General features: G+C 64.7%; 18 protein-coding genes. 10 read left to right on the forward strand and 8 right to left on the reverse strand.

Features of this window, described 5'->3' with window-relative positions:
• Positions 1 to 55: 55 nt before the first annotated feature.
• The gene (locus JQ592_RS17225) at positions 56 to 1,279 is read left to right on the forward strand and encodes a phenylacetate--CoA ligase family protein (RefSeq protein WP_211404006.1); all 1,224 of its coding nucleotides are present in this window, start codon (positions 56 to 58) and stop codon (positions 1,277 to 1,279) included.
• On the opposite strand, the gene JQ592_RS17230 is transcribed toward JQ592_RS17225, so the two are convergent.
• Genes JQ592_RS17230 through JQ592_RS17240 form a run of 3 tightly spaced genes read right to left on the reverse strand, consistent with a single transcriptional unit; the run spans position 1,276 to position 3,911 of the window.
• Positions 1,276 to 2,373, reverse strand: coding sequence for a DegT/DnrJ/EryC1/StrS family aminotransferase (locus JQ592_RS17230; RefSeq protein ID WP_211404007.1), 1,098 nt, complete (start codon positions 2,371 to 2,373; stop codon positions 1,276 to 1,278). The two genes, JQ592_RS17225 and JQ592_RS17230, sit on opposite strands and share 4 nt — an antisense overlap.
• Before the next feature lie 12 nt (positions 2,374 to 2,385).
• On the reverse strand, positions 2,386 to 2,853 hold the full coding sequence (locus JQ592_RS17235; RefSeq protein WP_211404008.1) for an acyltransferase: 468 nt from the start codon (positions 2,851 to 2,853) through the stop codon (positions 2,386 to 2,388).
• Positions 2,850 to 3,911 carry a Gfo/Idh/MocA family protein gene (locus JQ592_RS17240; RefSeq protein WP_211404009.1) on the reverse strand — a complete coding sequence of 354 codons (1,062 nt, stop codon included), beginning with the start codon at positions 3,909 to 3,911 and terminating at the stop codon, positions 2,850 to 2,852. Before JQ592_RS17240 ends, JQ592_RS17235 begins: the two co-directional genes overlap by 4 nt.
• Before the next feature lie 386 nt (positions 3,912 to 4,297).
• On the opposite strand from JQ592_RS17240, the gene JQ592_RS17245 reads away from it, so the two are divergent.
• From JQ592_RS17245 to JQ592_RS17280, 8 genes are all read left to right on the forward strand, one after another.
• The gene (locus JQ592_RS17245; protein ID WP_211404010.1) at positions 4,298 to 5,674 is read left to right on the forward strand and encodes a CBS domain-containing protein; all 1,377 of its coding nucleotides are present in this window, start codon (positions 4,298 to 4,300) and stop codon (positions 5,672 to 5,674) included.
• A gap of 22 nt (positions 5,675 to 5,696) precedes the next feature.
• Positions 5,697 to 7,616 (forward strand): N-acetylneuraminate synthase family protein, encoded by a 1,920-nt coding sequence (locus JQ592_RS17250; protein ID WP_246820467.1) that lies wholly within the window; start codon positions 5,697 to 5,699, stop codon positions 7,614 to 7,616.
• Positions 7,616 to 8,305, forward strand: coding sequence for an acylneuraminate cytidylyltransferase family protein (locus JQ592_RS17255; protein ID WP_211404012.1), 690 nt, complete (start codon positions 7,616 to 7,618; stop codon positions 8,303 to 8,305). Before JQ592_RS17250 ends, JQ592_RS17255 begins: the two co-directional genes overlap by 1 nt.
• The gene (locus JQ592_RS17260; protein WP_211404013.1) at positions 8,298 to 9,062 is read left to right on the forward strand and encodes an SDR family oxidoreductase; all 765 of its coding nucleotides are present in this window, start codon (positions 8,298 to 8,300) and stop codon (positions 9,060 to 9,062) included. The genes JQ592_RS17255 and JQ592_RS17260 overlap by 8 nt, the downstream gene beginning before the upstream one ends.
• Positions 9,059 to 9,907 carry a sugar phosphate isomerase/epimerase family protein gene (locus JQ592_RS17265; protein ID WP_349630467.1) on the forward strand — a complete coding sequence of 283 codons (849 nt, stop codon included), beginning with the start codon at positions 9,059 to 9,061 and terminating at the stop codon, positions 9,905 to 9,907. The genes JQ592_RS17260 and JQ592_RS17265 overlap by 4 nt, the downstream gene beginning before the upstream one ends.
• Positions 9,904 to 10,665: an SDR family NAD(P)-dependent oxidoreductase gene (locus tag JQ592_RS17270; RefSeq protein WP_211404014.1), complete on the forward strand. Its 762-nt coding sequence runs from the start codon at positions 9,904 to 9,906 to the stop codon at positions 10,663 to 10,665. The genes JQ592_RS17265 and JQ592_RS17270 overlap by 4 nt, the downstream gene beginning before the upstream one ends.
• Positions 10,666 to 10,678: 13 nt before the next feature.
• Positions 10,679 to 11,518, forward strand: coding sequence for an SDR family oxidoreductase (locus JQ592_RS17275; protein ID WP_211404015.1), 840 nt, complete (start codon positions 10,679 to 10,681; stop codon positions 11,516 to 11,518).
• A 128-nt stretch (positions 11,519 to 11,646) separates the two neighbouring features.
• Positions 11,647 to 13,011 carry a hypothetical protein gene (locus tag JQ592_RS17280; RefSeq protein WP_211404016.1) on the forward strand — a complete coding sequence of 455 codons (1,365 nt, stop codon included), beginning with the start codon at positions 11,647 to 11,649 and terminating at the stop codon, positions 13,009 to 13,011.
• Here the strand turns inward: JQ592_RS17280 and JQ592_RS17285 are convergent.
• From JQ592_RS17285 to rfbF, 4 genes are read right to left on the reverse strand one after another with little or no spacing between them, the layout of a single operon-like run.
• The gene (locus tag JQ592_RS17285; RefSeq protein ID WP_211404017.1) at positions 13,000 to 13,935 is read right to left on the reverse strand and encodes a hypothetical protein; all 936 of its coding nucleotides are present in this window, start codon (positions 13,933 to 13,935) and stop codon (positions 13,000 to 13,002) included. The two genes, JQ592_RS17280 and JQ592_RS17285, sit on opposite strands and share 12 nt — an antisense overlap.
• On the reverse strand, positions 13,928 to 15,169 hold the full coding sequence (locus JQ592_RS17290) for a class I SAM-dependent methyltransferase (RefSeq protein WP_246820468.1): 1,242 nt from the start codon (positions 15,167 to 15,169) through the stop codon (positions 13,928 to 13,930). Before JQ592_RS17290 ends, JQ592_RS17285 begins: the two co-directional genes overlap by 8 nt.
• A gap of 25 nt (positions 15,170 to 15,194) precedes the next feature.
• Positions 15,195 to 16,256, reverse strand: coding sequence for a CDP-glucose 4,6-dehydratase (rfbG, locus tag JQ592_RS17295; RefSeq protein ID WP_211404019.1), 1,062 nt, complete (start codon positions 16,254 to 16,256; stop codon positions 15,195 to 15,197).
• On the reverse strand, positions 16,253 to 17,023 hold the full coding sequence (rfbF, locus tag JQ592_RS17300) for a glucose-1-phosphate cytidylyltransferase (RefSeq protein ID WP_211404020.1): 771 nt from the start codon (positions 17,021 to 17,023) through the stop codon (positions 16,253 to 16,255). The genes rfbG and rfbF overlap by 4 nt, the downstream gene beginning before the upstream one ends.
• 237 nt (positions 17,024 to 17,260) lie before the next feature.
• Between rfbF and JQ592_RS17305 the strand changes: the two genes are divergently transcribed.
• Positions 17,261 to 18,199, forward strand: a complete 939-nt coding sequence (locus JQ592_RS17305) for a glycosyltransferase family 2 protein (protein ID WP_246820469.1) — start codon at positions 17,261 to 17,263, stop codon at positions 18,197 to 18,199.
• 18 nt (positions 18,200 to 18,217) lie between these two features.
• Here JQ592_RS17305 and JQ592_RS17310 read toward each other — a convergent pair whose 3' ends face one another.
• Complete coding sequence (locus JQ592_RS17310; RefSeq protein ID WP_211404021.1) at positions 18,218 to 19,426, reverse strand: hypothetical protein; 1,209 nt, start codon at positions 19,424 to 19,426, stop codon at positions 18,218 to 18,220.
• Positions 19,427 to 19,453 lie beyond the last annotated feature (27 nt).

Here is a 19,453-nt window from a genome sequence, read left to right on the forward strand (position 1 = left end):
CTGATACCCATGCCAGCGGCGGCGTGCAACGGATGCCAACCCGGAAAGATCAGCCATGACCGCCCATTACGACGCCCTCGAGACGCGCGAGCAAGCTGCGCGCGAGGCCGAGCTATTTTCGCGCCTGCCCGGCGTGCTGCGAAGCGCGATGACGGCGCCCGCCTATGCCGAGCGGCTCAAAGGCGTGGATCCGAGCGCCATGACCACGCGCGCGGCGCTGGCGCGCCTGCCGGTGCTGCGCAAGTCGGAACTGCCGGCCCTGCACAAGGCCGCCGCGCCCTTCGGCGGCTTCGTGGCGGCGGCCCCTGGCTCGTTCGCGCGGCTCTTCACCTCCCCAGGGCCGATCTTCGAGCCGGAAGGGCGGCAGGCCGATCCGTGGCGCGGCGCGCGGGCGCTGTTCGCGGCCGGGTTCCGGGAAGGTGACATCGTGCTTAACACCTTCAGCTACCACCTCACGCCCGGCGGCTTCATCTTCGACGCGTCGGCGCGCGCGCTCGGTTGCGCGGTGATCCCAGCAGGTCCAGGCAACGCCGAGCAGCAATTCGAGCTGATCGAAGCCTACCGGCCCGTCGGCTACAGCGGCACGCCGGACTTCCTGAAGATCCTGCTCGATGCAGCGGCGACCGCGGGCCGCGACGTCTCCTCGATCAAGCGCGCGCTGGTCTCGGGCGCGGCCTTCCCGCCCTCGCTCCAGGCCGAGATCAAGGCGCGCGGCATCGACGCCTACCAGGCCTTCGGCACCGCCGATCTCGGTCTCATCGCCTTCGAGACCGAGGCCCGTGAAGGCATGATCGTGAACGAGGACCTGATCATGGAGATCGTCAGGCCCGGCACCGGCGATCCCGTGGCGCCGGGCGACGTCGGCGAGATCGTCGTCACCTCGCTCGACCCGCACCATCCCTGGATCCGCCTCGCGCTCGGCGACCTCACCGCCGCGCTGCCGGGCACCAGCCCCTGCGGTCGCACCAACATGCGTATCAAGGGCTGGATGGGCCGCGCCGACCAGACCACGAAGATCAAAGGCATGTTCGTCCGTCCCGAGCAGGTCGCCGAGATCGGCAAGCGCCATCCCGCGCTCGGCCGGTTGCGCCTCGTCGTCACGCGCCAGGGCGAAACCGACGCGATGACGCTGAAAGCGGAAACGGCGGCGGCAAGCGAGACGCTGCGCGGGGAGATCGCGGGCACCTTGCGGGCGGTGACAAAGCTCGGCGGCGCGGTCGAGCTGGTCGGCCCCGGCGCGCTGCCGAACGACGGCAAGGTGATCGCGGACGAGCGCTAGAATTTCCGGACGAGGTCGATCACCTCGTCTTGCTGGGCGCGCGTGATTTCTGCGAACATCGGCAGCGACAGGATCTGCCCCTGGTCGCGGTACGCATTCGGAAACTCTTCGGCGCGATGGCCGAGCCGCTGATACGCGGCCAGGAAGGGTAGCGCGGTTGGATAGTTGATCGCCGTCTGCACGCCATTGGCACTGAGATGCGCCGCCAGCGCGTCGCGCCGCGGATGGCGGATCGTATAGAGGTGATAGACGTGGCTGCGCTCGGGAGCGACCCTGGGCACCCCCACATCCTCGATCTGATTGAGGCCGGAATCATAGGCCCTGGCCGCATCCTGCCGCGCCTTGGTCCAGGCGGTCAGATGCGGCAGCTTGGCCGAGAGGATCCCCGCCTGCAGGCCGTCGAGCCGGCTGTTGATGCCCTCGATCTGGTGCTGATGCTTCACCAAGCCGCCATGACGCGCCACCATGGTCATGTGTTCGGCCAGCGCGCTGTCATTCGTGACGACCGCGCCGGCGTCTCCCATCGCACCGAGATTCTTGCCGGGGTAAAACGAATAGGTCGCGGCCGCGCCGAAGGTGCCGACCATTTGCCCCTTGTAACGTGCCAGATGCGCCTGCGCGCAATCCTCGATCACCCACAATTTGTGCCTGGCTGCGATCGCCATGATCGCATCCATGTCGGCGGGCTGGCCGTAGAGATGGACGGGGATGATGCCGACAGTACGCGGCGTGATCGCTGCCTCGATCGCCGCCGGATCGATCGTGAAGGTCGTGTCGTCGGTATCGCAGAACACGACGTCGGCGCCCGCGTGCGTAATCATCGCCGCGGTCGAAATCCAGGAATGAGCGGTCGTGATCACCTGGTCGCCGGGCTTCACCTTCAGCGCTTTCATGGCAAGGTAGATCGCATCCGTTCCATTGGCGCAGGATACACAATGCCTGACCTCGGCGGCCTCGGCAAAGTCTCGCTCGAAAGCATCGACGTAGCTGCCGCGAATGAATGCGCTGCCGCTGATCACGCCGGCGATCGCCGTATCGATCTCGCTCTTGATCGTCTGATACTGCAGATTGAGATCGGCATAAGGCACGGCCATCGATCCTGCTCCTCAACTTCTGCCCGGCAGCCGGCGCGCCGGATTGCCGGCATAGGTGCCCGACGTCGTAATGTCCTTGGTAACCACGGCGCCCGCGCCGATCACGACGTCGTCCGCGATCTTCACCGGCAGGATGGTGGCGTTCGAGCCGATCGACACCCGATTGCCGATCACCGTCTCGCGCCACAGTTCCTTGCGGCCCCGCGCCGGGCCGCCGGTCGAAAACGTATCGTTGACGAACATCACGCCATGACCGATGAAGCAGTCATCACCGATCGTCACCAGCTCGCAGACAAACGCATGCGATTGCACGCGCGTCCGCGCGCCAATCACCACGCCCTTCTGAATCTCGGTGAACGGACCGACAAAGCAATCGTCGCCGATCTTGCAGCCATAGAGATTGCTGGGCTCGACGACCTTGACGCCGACACCGAAGGTGACGTCGCGAATGGCAGCCTGCTTTATGTCCGGCTTGCTCACAATGCGGCGCCCAGGCGGCTCAGGCGCGGCATGAACCGCAGCGGGACCTCCGCGCCGGTCTCGATCGATTCATACAGCGCGGAGATCAGTTCCAGGCTCTTGCGGCCCTCGAGCCCGTCGACCAGCGCAGCGCGCTGGTTCACCAGGCAGTCGACCACATGGTGATAATAGGCCTGATGGCCGAAGCCATAGACGTTGGGCGGATTGACCGAGAACTTCTCGACTACGTCCTTGTCGGACGGCAGCTCGTCGACGAAGCGCCAATGCCGGATCTGATTGACCGCGAAGCCGGAGATTTCCACCGTGCCCTTTTCTCCGAGGATCGAGAGCGATCCCTCCAGATCGGTCGGTCGCGCCGCTGTGGTGGCCTCGACAATTCCGAGAGCGCCGTTACGAAACTTCAACGTCGCAACCGCAGTGTCCTCGGTCTCGATCTTCGCGAGCGCCGTCATCCCGCGCGCATGCACGCTGACGACGTCGCCGAAGAACCACTCCAGCATGTCGATGTGATGGCTCGCCTGGTTGGTGAGCACGCCGCCGTCATAGGCCCAGGTGCCGCGCCAGGCGTCCTGGTCGTAATAGGCCTGATCGCGGCACCAGCGTACGCGCACGGTGCCGAGAATTAGCTTGCCGAAACGGCCTGCCTCGAGCGCCTCGCGCGCCTTGACGACAGGAACATTGAAGCGGTTCTGCTTGACGATGAACATCTTCACGCCCGCCTCGTCGCAGGCGCGGATCATATCGTCGGCATCCTGCAGCCGGAGCGCCATCGGCTTCTCGACGACGACATGCTTGCCGGCCCTGGCGCAGGCAATGACGTGCGCCGGATGCAGACCGCTCGGCGTCAGCACCGCGACCGCGTCGATGTCCTTGCGGGCGAGAAAGTCATCCATGTCGTAGACCGCCGGCACGCCGAATTTTCCGGCAATGGCATCGGCGCGTGCGCGGACGGGATCGCAGACCGCAACGAGGCTCGCACCTTCTACGTGATTGCCGCCCAAGAGGTCGGAGTGGCGTTTGGCAATTCGCCCGCAGCCAAGCAGCCCAAATCTAATCATGCAGAGCCTTCATCATACCGGTAAACGCCGGTGATCGCGGACGGGGCCGGCCCAGGCAAGGCCCGACCGTCCGCAAGTGCCAGGTGGGTCAAATACAGGCAAAGCAGACGGCAAGGCAAGGCGAGCCGTGGACCAGGCAGCTCAAGGCCCGTGGCGCAACCATCCGGAGCAGGCACCGCGAGCGGTCCGCAATGCCCGGCCGGCTCCTGACGGAGCCGGTTCCGGCGCTGACGCGCCCATTTGCGGCGCGAAGACGGCTCGATTCCGGGAAACTTGCGTGATCCGCCCCCCTGCCGTATCTAACGACTTGAAAAACGCGACGCTTTCGGCGGCTCGCCGCGGGGGTTAAGGGCCTGAAATTCCTTCCCCTTTTTGGATTCAGGACCTTGGCAGAAACCAGCCATCTCACCATCGCTGAGACCGAGACCATCGAGGAAGCCTTTCGGCGCCTCAATGCCAACATGCTCGGTATCCTCTTCGCGCAGGATGCGACCGGACGAATCGTCGGCGCGGTGACCGATGGCGACATCCGCCGGCGGATGCTGACGGGCGTCACGATCCACGACCAGTTGGCAGCCTGCATCAACCGCAACTTCGTGTGGGCAAAGGCCGGAGGACCGCGGGAGCAGATTCTCAAGCTGCTCGACCAGCGCGTGCACCTCGTGCCCATCCTCGATACCGAGGGCCGGCTGGTCGACGTGTTCAGCCGCGAGCTGTTCAACCTGTCGGAGGAGAGCGAGGTTTTCGCGCGCGCGCGCTCGCCGGTCCGCATCTCCTTCTCCGGCGGCGGCACCGATCTGACGCACTACTTCGTCGCCAATGACGGCGGCGCTGTGGTCAGCGCCACGATCAAGATGTACGCGCATGCGACCTTGCGGCGCCGGCGCGATCCCCGCATCCGGATCTATTCGCATGATTTTCGCTGCACGGTCGAGGCCGACAATCTCGCCGAGCTCGGCACGGGCGGCGATCTCGCCCTGATCAAATCGGTGGTGCGGCTGATCAAGCCGACCTACGGGTTCGAGCTCGAGGTCTCCGCAGACTTCCCGGTCGGCTCCGGCCTCGGCGGCTCGGCGGTGGTCTCCTCCGCCATCATCGGCTGCTTCAACGAATTTCGCAGCGACCAATGGGATCGCCACGAGATCGCGGAAATGGCGTTTCAGGCCGAGCGGTTGATGCTGAACATTCCGGGCGGGTGGCAGGATCAATACGCCACCGTGTTTGGCGGCTTTAACCACATGGAGTTCTCCTCCGACCAGAACACCATCGTACCGCTGCGTCTCGACCCCAACATCATCGCCGAGCTCGAGGAGAGCCTGTTGCTCTGCTACACCGGCGCAGGCCGTGACTCCGGAGCGATCCATCGCGACCAGAAGGCGCAGCACGAGACGACCGATGCGGTGACCGCCGCTGCCAAGCAGAAGGAGGTGACGCGCGAGATCCGCAAGCATCTGCTGCGTGGCCGGCTGCTGGATTGCGGGCGCCTCGTCGACGAAGCCTGGCACGCCAAGCGCAAGTTCAGCTCCAAGATCTCCTCCGGCGAGCTCGACGCCATCTACGACTTCGCCAAGTCGCATGGCGCCGTCGGTGGCAAGCTGCTGGGCGCGGGCGGCGGCGGCTACTTCATGTTCTTCGTGCGTCCGTTCGAGCGCTACCAGCTCATCGCGGCGCTGGAGCAGCGGGGGCATAGCTGCTCGCGCATCATGTTCGAAGAGAACGGACTACGGACGTGGAAATCGCGCTTTCCCGCGCGACCCGCCTGACGTGTGTGAGACGAGAATGTTAATGACACCGCCCAAAAAGCCGGCCCCAGTGCGTATCGGCAACCGCCTCCTGGGCGAGGACGAGCCCTGCTACATCATCGCCGAGATCGGCAACAACCACAACGGCGATTTCGACCGCGCCATCGCGCTGGTCGACGCCGCGGTCGCGGCCGGCGCGGATTGCGCCAAGTTCCAGATGCGAAAGCTCGATGAGGTCTATCGCGCCTCCTCGCTCTCCGGAAAGGATGACGACCTCGCCGTCGAGTACACGCTCGACCTGCTCCGCCGCTTCGAGCTGACGACGGAGCAGCACAAGAAGATCGCCGATTATTGCGCCTCGAAGGGCATTCAATATCTCTGCACGCCCTGGGACGCGAAGAGCGTCACGGTGCTCGAAGGTTTTGGCGTACAGGCCTACAAGGTCGCTTCTGCCGATTTGACCAACCTTCCCCTGCTCGTCCGGCTCGCCGCAACCGGCAAGACGCTCATCGTCTCGACCGGCATGAGCACCACGGACGAGATCAAAACCGTGGCAAAGTTCCTCGACGACCGCAACGCCGGTTATGTGCTGCTGCATTGCCAGAGCACCTATCCCGCAGCGCTGTACAACATCCATCTGCGCTTCATGGAGACGCTGCGGGACATTCACCCGCTGGTCGGCTATTCCGGCCATGAGCGCGGCACCGCGGTGTCCACTGCGGCGGTCGCGCTCGGTGCCGTCGTGATCGAGCGTCACATCACGCTCGACCGCGCGATGGAGGGCCCGGACCATGCCGCGAGCCTGGAGCCGGAGGAGTTCAAGGCACTCGTCACCGGCATTCGCGAGGTGGAAGCGGCACGCGGCGAAAAGCTCGCCGAGCGCGCGCTCAGCCAGGGCGAGCTGATCAACCGCGAAAACCTCGCAAAGAGCCTCGTCGCTGCGCGCGACATCGAAGCCGGCACCGTCATCTCCGAGGACGACATCGCCGTGAAGAGCCCGGGCCAGGGCCTGTCGCCGCTGAAGATGCCGGCCCTGATCGGCAAGACTCTCAAGCGCAGGATTGCGGCCGACGACTATTTCTTCCAGAGCGATCTCGACGCGGGCGCCGCGAAGGCGCGACGCTACCGCTTCGACCGGCCCTGGGGCGTGCCGGTGCGCTATTACGACATCGAGCGCTTTCTCGAGATCTGCGAGCCCGACATCATCGAATTCCATCTCAGCTACAGCGACATGGAGCGCGATCCGACGGCCTATCTCTCCGGCACCTACGATCTCGGCTTGGTCGTGCATGCGCCGGAACTGTTCGCCGGCTCCAAGCTGATGGACCTCGCAACGCCCGACGAGGCGCTGCGCCGCTATTCGCTCGAGCAGACGCAGGCGGTGATCGACATCACCCGTGGCCTGAAGAAGTTCTTTCCCAAGACGAAACGTCCGCCGATCGTCGCCAATATCGGCGGCTTCACCATGGACGAGCCGCTGCCCCCGGAAGAGAAGGCCGAACGCTACCGCATTTTCGCGCAGAGCCTGAAGGAGCTCGACATGGACGGCGTCGAGCTGACGCCGCAGACCATGGCGCCCTTCCCCTGGCATTTCGGCGGCCAGCGTCACCAGAACATCTTCATCTTCCCGGAAGAGTCGGCCGCGTTTTGCGCCAAGCACGATTTGCGCATGTGCGTTGACATCTCGCACACCAAACTCGCCGCCAATCATTTCGGCTTCGACTTCGCGCAAGGCCTCGCCCAGCTCGGCCCTCATACCGCGCATCTGCATTTCGGCGACGCCAAGGGGCTCGACGGCGAAGGCCTGCAGATCGGCGAGGGTGAGATCGACTTCGACGAGATCGGACGGGTGCTGCGCAAGCATGCGCCAACCGCATCCTTCATCCCCGAGATCTGGCAGGGCCACAAGAACATGGGCGAAGGCTTCTGGACCGCGCTCGAGCGCCTCGAGGGACACATCTGATGGCGCGCAAGACGCTGGCCGTGATCGCCGCACGCGGCGGCTCCAAAGGCATCCCGCACAAGAACATGCTCGACCTCTGCGGCAAGCCGCTGATCGCCTGGACGGTCGAGCAGGCACGCGCTGCGCGGGGCGTGGACGTGGTGGCGGTCTCGTCCGACAGCGACAGGATTCTGGAAGCCGCGGAAGCCGCCGGCGCGGTGGGCGTGCGGCGTCCCGACGACATCTCGGGCGACCTCGCCTCCTCCGAATCCGCCTGGCTGCATGCACTCAACGCCGTCGACGAGCGGATGGGCCGCTTCGAGCGCATCGTCGCGCTGCAGGCGACCTCGCCGATCCGCGAACCCCGCGATATCGAGGAGGCGCTTGCGACCTTCGATCGCGAGCATCTCGACAGCCTGCTTTCGGTCTGCGAGGTCGAGGACTATTTCAACTGGCGCATCGGCCAAAACGGGCCGGAGCCGATCAACTACGACTATCGCAACCGCCGCATGCGGCAACAGATCGAGACGCGCTATCTGGAGAACGGCTCGTTCTACGTATTGATTCCTTCACTCCTGCGCGAGCAGAACAACCGTCTCGGCGGCAAGATCGGCTTTCACGTGATGGAGCGCCACAAGATGTTCCAGATCGACCGCCCGGAAGACGTCAAGCTCTGCGGCGCCATCATGCGCAGTTACGGCTATGCCTGATCTCAGCGCCTTCTCTCTTGCCGGCAAGATCGCCGTCGTCACCGGCGCCTCGCGCGGCATCGGCGCTGCGATCGCGAGCGGCCTCAAGGAGGCCGGCGCCACGGTGTTCGGTCTCAGCCGTTCCGGCACCGCGCCGCAGGGCGTCACTGCGGTGGCCTGCGATCTCTCCGACGATGCCGCGATCGGGCGCGCGTTCGAGGCCATCGCGGCGCACGGCGGCCGTATCGAGGCGCTGGTCAACGCGGCCGGCATCAGCCTTCCCCCGGAGGGCGCCGAAAGCGAGCTCGCGCGCTTCCGGACTACGGTCGCGACCGATCTCACCGGCGTCTACGCCACGATCCTTGCCGCCTATCCGCTGCTCAAGACCGCGGGCTCGGCTGCGATCATCAATGTCACCAGCATCAATTCGATCCGCGGCTTCCCCGGCAATCCCGGTTACGTCGCGGCGAAAGCGGGCCTCGCCGGGCTGACACGCGCGCTTGCCGCCGATTATGCGAGTGACGGCATCCGCGTCAACGCGCTCGCGCCCGGGTACGTCGCGACCGAGATGACCGCGAAGAGCTTTGCCGATCCCGTCATGCACGAAGACCGGCGGCGTCACACCATGCTCGGCCGCTGGGGGCAACCCGCCGACATGGTCGGCGCTGCCATCTTCCTGGCGTCGGACGCCTCGGCCTATGTGACCGGCCAGGAGATCTTCGTCGACGGCGGGTGGACCGCCAAGGGCCTCGCCATCAGCTCGGATAACAAGTCGTGACCGCAACACTGCAACGCATCGGTTTCATGCAGGGACGCCTGTCGGCACTGGTCGACGGCAAGATCCAGGCGTTCCCGTGGAATGAATGGCGCGAGGAATTTCCCCGCGCCAAGGCGCTCGGCCTGACACGGATGGAATGGACCATCGATCAGGAACGACTGCGGGAAAATCCGCTTACGACCGAAGCCGGCCAGGCGGAGATCATCGCCCTGGCACGCGAGAACGGTCTGCGCATTCCGAGCCTGACCGGGGACTGCTTCATGCAAGCGCCGTTCTGGAAAGTCGATGCCGTCGTGCGCGACGCTCTCGTCGGCGATCTCGATCTGCTGATTGCCGCCTGCAGCCGGATCGGCATCGAGTTCGTCGTGATCCCGCTGGTCGACAATGGCAAGATCGAACGCGAGAGCGAGAGCGACACGCTCAAGCGGGTGCTGATCGCCCGCCGCGAACAGCTTGTTGGACAGAACGTCAAGATCGTCTTCGAATCCGATCTGCCGCCGCGCGATCTCGCCCGGTTCATGGAGGCGTTTCCGGCAGACGTCTTCGGCATCAACTACGACAGCGGCAACAGCGCCTCGCTCGGCTATGACAGCGCCGAGGAGATCGAGGCTTACGCGCCCCGCATTCTCAATGTGCATGTGAAGGACCGCGTTCGCGGCGGCACCACCGTGCCGCTCGGCACCGGCAACGGCGATCTCGCCAAGACGATCCGGCTGATCGAGCGCTCCGGCTACAGGGGACAATACATCCTGCAAACCGCACGCGCCGCCGACGGCGACCATGCCGGCGCGCTCGCCCGATATCGCGACATGACGGTCGGCTGGATCGAGGACGCGGCGCGATGAAACTCGAGCTGGAAGGCCGCGTCGCTCTCGTCACCGGCGCCAGCCGCGGCATCGGCCTTGCCATTGCCGCTGCACTTGCCGCGGAGGGAGCGAAGGTCGCGCTGGCTGCACGCGGCTCGGATGCGCTGAATGCGGCGCGCGCGACTGTCGGCGGACAGAGCTCGATCCATATTGCCGACGTCACCGATCCGGCCGCCGCTGCGGCACTGATCCAGGATGTCGAGCAGCAATGGGGCCGCCTCGACGTCCTCGTCTGCAACGTCGGCAGCAGCGCCTCGGTTCCGCCAGGCAAGGAAACCGCGGCGGAATGGTCGCGGGTGATGGATCTCAACTTCTTCGCCACCACCAACACGATCGAGGCCGCACGGCCGCTGCTGGCGCGCGGCAGCGGCGACCGGTCCATCGTCTGCATCTCTTCGATTGCAGGCATGGCCGCGCTGGGGGCGCCCGTGACCTACTATGCCGCGAAGGCGGCGCTGAACGCGATCGTGCGCGGACTGGCGCGGCCGCTGGCGCTCGATGGCATTCGCATCAATGCCGTCGCTCCGGGCAATATCCTCGCCGCCGAGGGGACCTGGGCGCGCAAGCTCGCCGAGAACAAGGCCGCGGTCGAGGACATGCTTGCGCGCGAGGTGGCGCTGCGCCGGCTCGGCAAGCCGGAAGAGATCGCCGACCTCGTCGCGTTTCTTGCCTCGCCCCGTGCCGCTTTCATCACCGGCAGCGTCATGGTCGCCGACGGCGGCCAGTTGCGCAGCTGAACAGGAGCCCCCGATGGCAAGCCCCTCCTCCCGCTATGACCTGACCGGCCGTACTGCGCTCGTGACCGGCGCCGGCGGCCTGCTCGGGCGGCAGCATGTCGCCGCACTCTCCGAAGTCGGGGCGCGCGTCGTCGTCACCGAAATCGGCCTCACGCAGGCCGAGGCGGCTGTCGCGGCCCTGAAACAAGCCACGCCTTCCGCCGATCTGATCGCGCTCGCGCTCGATGTGACCGCGCAGGACTCGGTGCGCGCCGCGAGCGAGCAGCTTGCAAGCCGCGGCGTCACCGTCGACATCCTCGTCAACAATGCCGCGATCGATCCGAAGGTGACGTCGAGCCCCGGCGTCATGCACTCCTCGCGCTTCGAGGCGTTCCCGGTGCCGCAGTGGCAGACCGAGATCGCGGTGGGCCTGACCGGAGCGATGCTGTGCGCGCAGGAATTCGGCGGCCAGATGGCCAGACGTAGCGGCGGCGTGATCCTCAACATCGCCTCCGATCTCGGCGTGATCGCGCCGGATCAGCGGCTCTACCGCCAACCGCATGTGACGCGCGAGGAGGAACAGCCGGTCAAGCCCGTGACCTACTCGGTCATCAAGCACGGGCTGATCGGCCTGACGAAATATCTGGCGACCTACTGGGCCGATCACGGCGTGCGGGTCAACGCGATCTCGCCGGGCGGGGTCTTCAACAACCAGGATCCCGCCTTCGTGGAACGCCTCACCCGCCTGATCCCGATGGGGCGCATGGCCGAGGTCGACGAATATCGCGCCGCGGTCCAGTTCCTCTGCTCGGATGCGTCCAGCTACATGACCGGGCAGAACCTGGTGATGGACGGTGGCCGGAGCGTGTGGTAGCGGTCACCCGGTGTTGACCAACTTCCGGTTGCCGATCCAATCTGCCCTCCGGCCTCAAGCGACGCTGGTCAATCCCTTCCATCCGATTCCTCGACCCAAGCCGGCACGGCCCGACAACGCGACCTGGAATGACCGACAAAGTGAGTGACGAGTTGATCACGGCCGAAGTGCCGCCGCGCCGCCGGCGTTCGCTTGCAGCAGCAGGCCTCGCCAACACGATCCTCGCCGTGATGGCGATCGGAACCGTGGTCTGGCTCGGCCTCCTACTCGCTGCCATGCTGCGGCAGCCATTCGAAGCGACCGACGATCTGATCTGGCTTGCCAAGCTGCGCAGCGACAGCTTCTTCGCCTTGCCGCTGTCGCCCGCCTGGATGCTTCAGAGCCCGTTCTACCGGCCGGTCGCCGAGTTCGTGCTGAAGTGCCTGTATTCGCTGTTCGGCCTCAACCCGACGCCGTACCGCTACGTGCAATTCGCCATCTTCCTGCTGCTGTTGGGTCTAAGCCTGCAGGTGGTGCGGCGACTGGGGCTGCGCCCGGAAAGCGTGCTTCTGATCACGGTGTTCGCAATCGGCTCGCCGTTCATTTCCGGATCGGTGGTGTGGATCAGCGAATTGCCGCATGTCCTGGTGCTGGTCTGTTTCGCAGTCGCGCTCCTCGTCGTTCTCTCTGACAGCACCGATGCGACAAAGCTCGCGTTGTGCGGGCTGGCGTACGCGATCGCGCTGCTCTCGAAGGAGAACGGGATCATCTTGATCGCGTTCTACGTCTGCTTCTTGCGCGCCGCGCCGTTCAGGGCGGCGTTCGTATTCGCCGGCATCACGCTGGCCTATTTCGCCATGCGCGCCGTCGTGCTCGGCCCCGGCATGGGGACCGCCGGGGTCGATGAGTCCGTCGGCTATTTCTTCCGGATGCTGTCAAACGAGGAACGCCGAACGCTGTTCTCGGGCTATGCTGTCTACAAGCTCTACGCCTACAACGTGCTGGCCCAGTTGGGCGCGCTCGCATTCCGCATCACGCAATGGGGCGTCATCTTCGATCGCCTGCACTACCAGATCATCGTGGAGACCCTCTCGACCGCACTGATCGTGGCGGGCCTCATAGCGCTCAGGAACCGGCCACAGCGTCACACGATCGTCGTCGTCGTCATCGCGGCGATCGCGATTGGCGGGCCGTTCCTCTCCTATTCATATGCGCGAGACCGGCATCTTGCCCTTCCCGCCTTCGCCTATGCCTTCCTGCTCGCGATCGCGGTCAACGAGCTCGCGAATCTGCTGCGCGACCGTACGCAGGCGACCGCGCTGATCGCGAGCGTCTGGATCGCCTGGTCGCTGCAGGCGGGCCTGATGCTGCGCCAGATCAACTGGGCCTCGGCAGACGTGATCGAGCGCGTGTATCGGGCGAACGAAAAACCGGTCAATCCCAATTTGCCCCCGGACGTCTGGGCCACCGCCCGCGCGCATGCGCTGTCGCTGGCGCCGGCGTCACGGCAATGACGCAGGGCCCCGGCGGGACGCCTGCTCGATCCGCATCCACAGCGCGATGATGTCGCGCTGACGCGCCGCATGGCTTGCGTCGGGCTCGCTGAGCGAGCGACACAACCGCACCAGCACGTCGACCCTGGGATCGCGAACGTTGACCGAATCCGGCTTGATCCACACGAAGGGATCAGACTGATCCACGATCGGGGCACGCGAGGCCGCGGTGATCCTGAAGCAGGTCTGCGGCGCACGGCTGTCGACGCGCAGCGCAAACGGCGGCAAGCCTTTCCCGGTCAGGGTCGCTTCCCAGGACGCGGTTTCAGCTTCCGACGGACCATTGATCGCGGACGACGCCACGTCATCGTAACCGAGCTCCGCGAGCAGTGCGACGAGGTGAATGCCGTAGAAGCGGAGCGCGCCGCCGCCGCTGATGTCGTACCGCTTCCAGTTCTCGAGATTGGCACGGTAGTGATGCGCCATGAAGCTCCAGTCTAGCGACAGGCCGTCGACCCCCTCCTGGAGGACCGCGCGCAGCCGTTCCGCCCATGGCATGAATCGAAACGTGTACCCGACACGGTAGCGCTTGCCGGAATGCTCGAACGCCTCGAGGAGCTGCGCCGCACGCCGAGGCTCGGGTGCGACCGGCTTTTCCAGGATGAGATCGCGAATCCCGGGCATGTCCGCCATCCGCGCCAACCAGCCGGCCTGATCGGCGGGTCGAAGCGCGATGACCGCACCGGTCGCACGCGCCAGCGCCCCTTCCGCGTCGGCGCACCAAATCACCTCGGACTCGTATTGGACGAGCTCGCTTCGCCCGCCGACCACCGCGCGGTAGCGCTCCGGCAGCGCCACCTTCATCCCGCACTCGATCAGCGCGGGCAGATATCCGTACATCCCGAAGCCCGATCCGAGGATCGTGAAGACCGGGGCCTCAGGCATGGAAATCGTCAGCGCCGAGCACGTCGATCACCGCGCCCTTGTAGCCGTTGTCGGACAGATACTGACGGATCTCGCGCGAGATGTGCCAGGCAAGATTGAGCAGTGGCTTGCCCTGGTCGCCATGCGCGAACAATTCGTCGTCGGACACGATCGGAATTCGGGTCCCCGGCACATAGTGCCCGATCTTGATCGAGCCCGGCTTTTCGTGGACCGCGACGATCTCCTTTTCCGTCAGGCCGAGCAGCTTGACCAGGATGGCCGCGCGGCCCGGAAACGCCTTGGCGCGGACAGGACCATGCGCCGCGATGATCTTCTTCAGCTCTTCGCCCTTGCGCGCCTTCCAGAGCTCGACGTCGCGCGCGAGCTGGGCGAACTCGGCTTGGAAATTGTTCTCGCGCGCAACGATGTCGGCTGCGACGGCATCGCTCTTCGCCGCGTGTCCGAGAATGACGCGGATATTGCCGCCATAGCGCGCGGGAAACTCGACATTGACGATGTCGAGGCCGAGCGATTTTGCGATGAAGCTGAACGATTTGTACGAATAGGTGCGCGGATGCTCGTGATAGAAGGTGTCGAACTGGTGCCGGTCCAGCACCGCACCGAGATAGTGATTCTCGATCACGATCACCGTCTCGGGTCCGAGCAGCGCCTTCAGCGCCGCAAGCACGCCGTTCAGATCCTCGATATGCGCGAAAACATTGGTGAAGGTGATGATGTCGGGCGTGCCGACGCCGCGACGGATCTCGGCCGCGGTTTCGGTGCTGAGATAGTTCTGCACCACGAAATGGCCCTTGGCGGCGGCGTCCTGCGCCGCGCCGGTCGGCTCGATGCCGGCCGTTGTCGCGCCGGCCTCGCGGAAGAAGTCGAGCAGGCTGCCGTCGTTGCAGCCGATGTCGAGCGCGATCTTGCCGGTCAACGGTCCCATCCGCCCCACACAGGTCGCCACGAGGCTCTGCATCCCCGAGAGCACGTCGGCGGTGAAACGCGAGCGGTAATGATAGTCCTTCGGGAAAAGGTCCTCTTTCGGCACCTGGAAGCGCTGGTGGCCGGTGGCGCAAGTCGGGCAGAAATCGATCTGAATTGGATATTCGCGACACTGGCGCGAATCGCCGACCGCCACCAGGTCGTCGCAGAGGGGATGCAGGCCGAGATCGAGCACCGGCACGAGCTTGTCGCTGCCGCAGACCTCGCAACTCTTGATCTCGGTAAGCGGTCTCGTCGACGTGGTGGCCATCATATTGATCCGATTTGAAAGGCGGCTAGGCCCGCCTGGTGTTCATGAAAGCGTCGATCTGGTCAACCATCACCGGCCTGACCGCGGCGCCCTGCTCGAACGCCTTGTACCATTCCACCACGGCGGACGCGGCCCGATCGAGGCTCCAGCGCGGCGCCCAACCGAGATGAGCCCGCGCCTTGGAGCTGTCCAGTGACAGCAGCCGCGCCTCTTGCGGATGCTGTCCCGGCTGGGGCATCTGCTGCGGCGGAACACCCCATAGGACGGCCAGGCGGTCAACAAGCCAGCGCACGGTGCGCACGCTATCGGCGTCGGGGCCGAAATTCCATTCGCTGGAGAAGGCGGCCGGATCGCGCCACAGATGCTCGGCGAGCAGAAGGTAGCCTGACAGCGGCTCGAGCACGTGCTGCCAGGGCCGCACCGCATCGGGATTGCGGACCGGCACCGGCTGACCGTTGCGGATCGCGGCGATCACATCGGGGATGAGACGATCCTGCGCCCAGTCGCCGCCACCGATCACGTTGCCGGCGCGGGCGCTCGCGAACCCGATCCGGCGAGTTCCGCTGAAGAACGACGACCGATACGCCGCCGTGACCAATTCCGCACAGGCCTTGCTGCTGGAATAGGGGTCCTTGCCGCCGAGCGGATCGGTCTCGCGGTAGCCCCAGACCCACTCCTTGTTGTCGTAGCACTTGTCGCTGGTGACGTTGACCACCACGCGCACGCCGGAGGTCCGCACCGCCTCGAAGACGTGCACGGTGCCCATGACGTTGGTCGCATAGGTGCCGACCGGATCGTCATAGGATGCCCGCACGATCGCCTGCGCCGCCATGTGAAACACGATCTCGGGCTGGAATCGGTCGAACACCGCCTTGATCGCGAGTGGATCGCGGATATCGGCGAAGACCGACACAACGTCCTGCGCAGTCTGCGCTAGATCGAACAGGTTGGGCGTCGTCGACGGCGGCAGCGCGAGACCCGCGACCTCGGCGCCGAGATGGCGCAGCCAGGCCACCAGCCAGCCGCCCTTGAAGCCAGTATGGCCGGTAACGAGAACGCGCTTGCCCGTCCAGAAGCCAGGGTTCATTGCCATCGCTTCCAGGGGGCCTGCCCGCTCTCCCAGAGCTGCTCCAGATGAAGCTTGTCGCGCAAGGTGTCCATCGCTTCCCAGAAGCCGGTGTGGCGGTAGGCCGCGAGCTGCCCGTCCTGCGACAGGCGCTTCAGCGGCTCCTGCTCCCAGATGGTGGCGTCGTCCCCGAGATAGTCGAAGATCGCCGGCTCCAGCACGAAGAAGCCGCCGTTGATCCAGCGACCATCGCCGCGCGGCTTCTCCTCGAAATGTCGGACCACGTCGTCGCCGATATCGAGTGCGCCGAAACGCGCCGGCGGCTGGATGGCGGTGACCGTGGCGTGACGCCCGTGAGCGCGATGAAACTCCTGCAGCGCGCCGATGTCGACGTCAGCGAGTCCGTCGCCATAGGTCATGCAGAACGTCTCGTTGCCGACATAGTCCCTGATGCGCTTGAGACGGCCGCCGGTCATGGTGTTCAGGCCAGTGTCGACCAGCGTCACCTTCCAGTGCTCGGCAAACCTGTTGTGCACTTCCATCGAATTGTTGGCGAGGTCGAAGGTGACATCCGCCATGTGGAGGAAGTAGTTAGCGAAATATTCCTTGATGACGTAGGACTTGTAGCCACAGCAAATGATGAATTCGTCGATACCGTGCGACGAGAAGATCTTCATGATGTGCCACAGGATCGGCTTGCCGCCGATCTCGATCATGGGTTTCGGCTTGATGTGGCTCTCTTCGGTGATGCGAGTCCCGAATCCACCTGCCAGAATCACGGCCTTCATGCTCATACCCGCCCAGCAGAAAACGTCACATCAGAACAATTAGTCCAGTCTTGTCAACAAGATCCGACCGCCCCCTGCCTTGTTCCCGGAACGGTTGAAGTTGCCGACTTACCTGCTAAAGAAACGATCGAAGGATGGCAACCCCACCACCGGTTCACCAGTCCCCTCGGGCGGCCGCCGGCTGCCTAATTCCCCGCGGCGGAGTGATGCCGCTCGATGGACGTCCTTGGAGCATTGATGCGGAAGAAGATCAGCCTTGTGACGCCCTGCTACAACGAGGAGGCGGGAATCCGGGAATGCTACGCGGCGGTCAAGGAAATCTTCGACCGTGAGCTTCCGGATTACGAGCGCGAGCACATTTTCTGCGACAACGCCTCGAGCGACCGGACCGTGGAGATTCTCAAGGAGATCGCAGCCGAGGATCCCTCGGTGAAGGTCATCGTGAATGCCCGGAACTTCGGCGTGTTGAGGAACACCTACAACGGCGTGCTGGCCTCGACAGGCGATGCCACCGTGCTGTTCATGCCCGCGGATTTGCAGGACCCGCCGTCGCTGATCCCGACTTTCGTCAAGCACTGGGAACAGGGCTACGAGATCGTGTTTGGCATCCGGGCCCGTCGCGAGGAGCCTCTCCTGAGCCGAACCGCGCGGCATCTCTACTACAAGATGATCAGCCGCATGTCCTATGTCGACTATCCGGCCGACGTCGGCGACTACCAGCTTGTCGACCGCAAGGTGCTCGACGCCATGAAGCAATTCGAAGACGTCCAGCCCTTCATGCGGATGATGCCGTTCGAATGCGGCTTTCGCTCGATCGGCGTGCCCTACACTTGGCTCGCGCGCAAGCACGGCATCTCGCGCAACCGGCTGTCGAGCCTGATCGACCAGGGGCTGCTCGGCGCCATCAGCTTCTCGACTGTGCCGCTACGTACCGCGTTCTTCTTCGGACTGATCATCTCGTCGCTGAGCTTCGCCTATGCGTTCGTCGTGTTCCTGCTCAAGATAGCCGGCTTCGACATAGGTCCGCGCGGCATCCCCACGATCGTCATCGGCCTGTTCTTCTTCGGCGGCGTGCAGCTGTTCTTTCTCGGCGTGCTCGGCGAGTACATCGTGGCGATCTTCAACCAGGTCCGGCGGCGGCCGATCGTGGTCGAGCGCGAACGAATCAATTTCTGACGGCGCAGCGGCCAAAGCTCAGGCTTGTGCCTGAGCTCCGTCGTTGTCGGGCTCAGCCCGGCTCTTGCCCGCCAGAAGATTTCCAAGCGCCTCGCTGCTCACGAAAGTGAGAACGCCCAACGCGGGCGCGATCAGCCGGGTCTCGGAGAAATCGGCGATCAAGAACACGATCCCGACGTGGATCAGGCCGGCGGGCAGCACAACGGCCATCGTCCGGGTGATCGAGCACGTTCTCACGATCACGATCGCGAGCACGGGACTGGCGATGGCAACCGCCATCTTCATGGACAGAAGGTTGCCGAGGAGTTTGGTGAAATAGTCGCCTTGAGTAATCAGGAATGAGCTGAAAATCGCCTGGGGATGCATCCAGATCAGCATCTTGGGCACGAGCAGGGAAATTCCGACCAATACGGCGCTCACGGACCATTCCCGCGTGGTGGGCCACCGCCGTTCGAAGGCCGCCAGGGTCAACGGGACGAAAGCGGTTGCGAACACCACGTCTGTTCGCGCGAAGCTGATGATGAGCCCCGATACGATCGCTACCGGGTAGCGGCGGGACACCAGAAGAAACATCTGCCAGAACAACCCGCCCGCGATGAAGACCGCGCCCATGCGTCCGGCAAAAATGGCCGTTTGCGTGTAAAAAGCGAAGGTGAGCAGGCACAGCCATGTCGCGGTCGGCGTGAGCAAGAGCGTCCCAAGCGCAAACACCGCGAGAAACGATAAGGAGTCGAACATGTAGTTGATCGCAACATGCGTTCGGAAGGTCGATCCTCTCAGGTGATCGTCGCCGAGAACCTGAACGTAGATCTCCACGATCTTCGATATCAGCGGACGGATGATGCCTTCGACGAACTCGCCATGGGCAAACTCTCGCTCGTGATCGAGGCTGAACTGCATCTGCTCGCGCAGCAGATTGGCCTCATGAGCCGTGATGGACGCGGCCAGGCAACAGCTGACGAGCAGCCCCAGGACAACCGGATTGAAAAACCGATCTCGGACTTTGAAGAGAAGAACCAGCGGAGCGAGCGCCACGAGCGCGGGGACCGCCATTCCAACATACCGCAACGCGCCGGGAAACCATCTGTCGGAAATCCCCAGACGCCACCAGACCACCATCAGGACGTTCGCGACGACCCAGAATCCCAGCACGAGCCGGAGCGGCGGCGTCTGCACGCCCTCTTCGACCCTCATCAGCCGATCGAGACGGCTGGATAACCAGTTCATTGCCCCCCCAGTGACAAGCAGGCCCGC

This window comes from Bradyrhizobium iriomotense (genome assembly GCF_018129405.1).
Lineage (GTDB): Bacteria > Pseudomonadota > Alphaproteobacteria > Rhizobiales > Xanthobacteraceae > Bradyrhizobium > Bradyrhizobium iriomotense_B.

Excerpts from the sequence above, each read along its gene's own strand:
- JQ592_RS17260 (WP_211404013.1), top strand. The coding sequence starts at position 8,298 with ATGCCTGATCTCAGCGCCTTCTCTCTTGCCGGCAAGATCGCCGTCGTC.
- JQ592_RS17230 (WP_211404007.1), bottom strand. The coding sequence starts at position 2,373 with ATGGCCGTGCCTTATGCCGATCTCAATCTGCAGTATCAGACGATCAAG.
- JQ592_RS17290 (WP_246820468.1), bottom strand. The coding sequence starts at position 15,169 with ATGGCCACCACGTCGACGAGACCGCTTACCGAGATCAAGAGTTGCGAG.
- JQ592_RS17250 (WP_246820467.1), top strand. The coding sequence starts at position 5,697 with ATGACACCGCCCAAAAAGCCGGCCCCAGTGCGTATCGGCAACCGCCTC.
- rfbG (WP_211404019.1), bottom strand. The coding sequence starts at position 16,256 with ATGAACCCTGGCTTCTGGACGGGCAAGCGCGTTCTCGTTACCGGCCAT.
- JQ592_RS17270 (WP_211404014.1), top strand. The coding sequence starts at position 9,904 with ATGAAACTCGAGCTGGAAGGCCGCGTCGCTCTCGTCACCGGCGCCAGC.
- JQ592_RS17225 (WP_211404006.1), top strand. The coding sequence starts at position 56 with ATGACCGCCCATTACGACGCCCTCGAGACGCGCGAGCAAGCTGCGCGC.
- JQ592_RS17305 (WP_246820469.1), top strand. The coding sequence starts at position 17,261 with ATGCGGAAGAAGATCAGCCTTGTGACGCCCTGCTACAACGAGGAGGCG.
- JQ592_RS17275 (WP_211404015.1), top strand. The coding sequence starts at position 10,679 with ATGGCAAGCCCCTCCTCCCGCTATGACCTGACCGGCCGTACTGCGCTC.
- JQ592_RS17310 (WP_211404021.1), bottom strand. The coding sequence starts at position 19,426 with ATGAACTGGTTATCCAGCCGTCTCGATCGGCTGATGAGGGTCGAAGAG.
- JQ592_RS17255 (WP_211404012.1), top strand. The coding sequence starts at position 7,616 with ATGGCGCGCAAGACGCTGGCCGTGATCGCCGCACGCGGCGGCTCCAAA.
- JQ592_RS17285 (WP_211404017.1), bottom strand. The coding sequence starts at position 13,935 with ATGCCTGAGGCCCCGGTCTTCACGATCCTCGGATCGGGCTTCGGGATG.
- JQ592_RS17240 (WP_211404009.1), bottom strand. The coding sequence starts at position 3,911 with ATGATTAGATTTGGGCTGCTTGGCTGCGGGCGAATTGCCAAACGCCAC.
- rfbF (WP_211404020.1), bottom strand. The coding sequence starts at position 17,023 with ATGAAGGCCGTGATTCTGGCAGGTGGATTCGGGACTCGCATCACCGAA.
- JQ592_RS17280 (WP_211404016.1), top strand. The coding sequence starts at position 11,647 with ATGACCGACAAAGTGAGTGACGAGTTGATCACGGCCGAAGTGCCGCCG.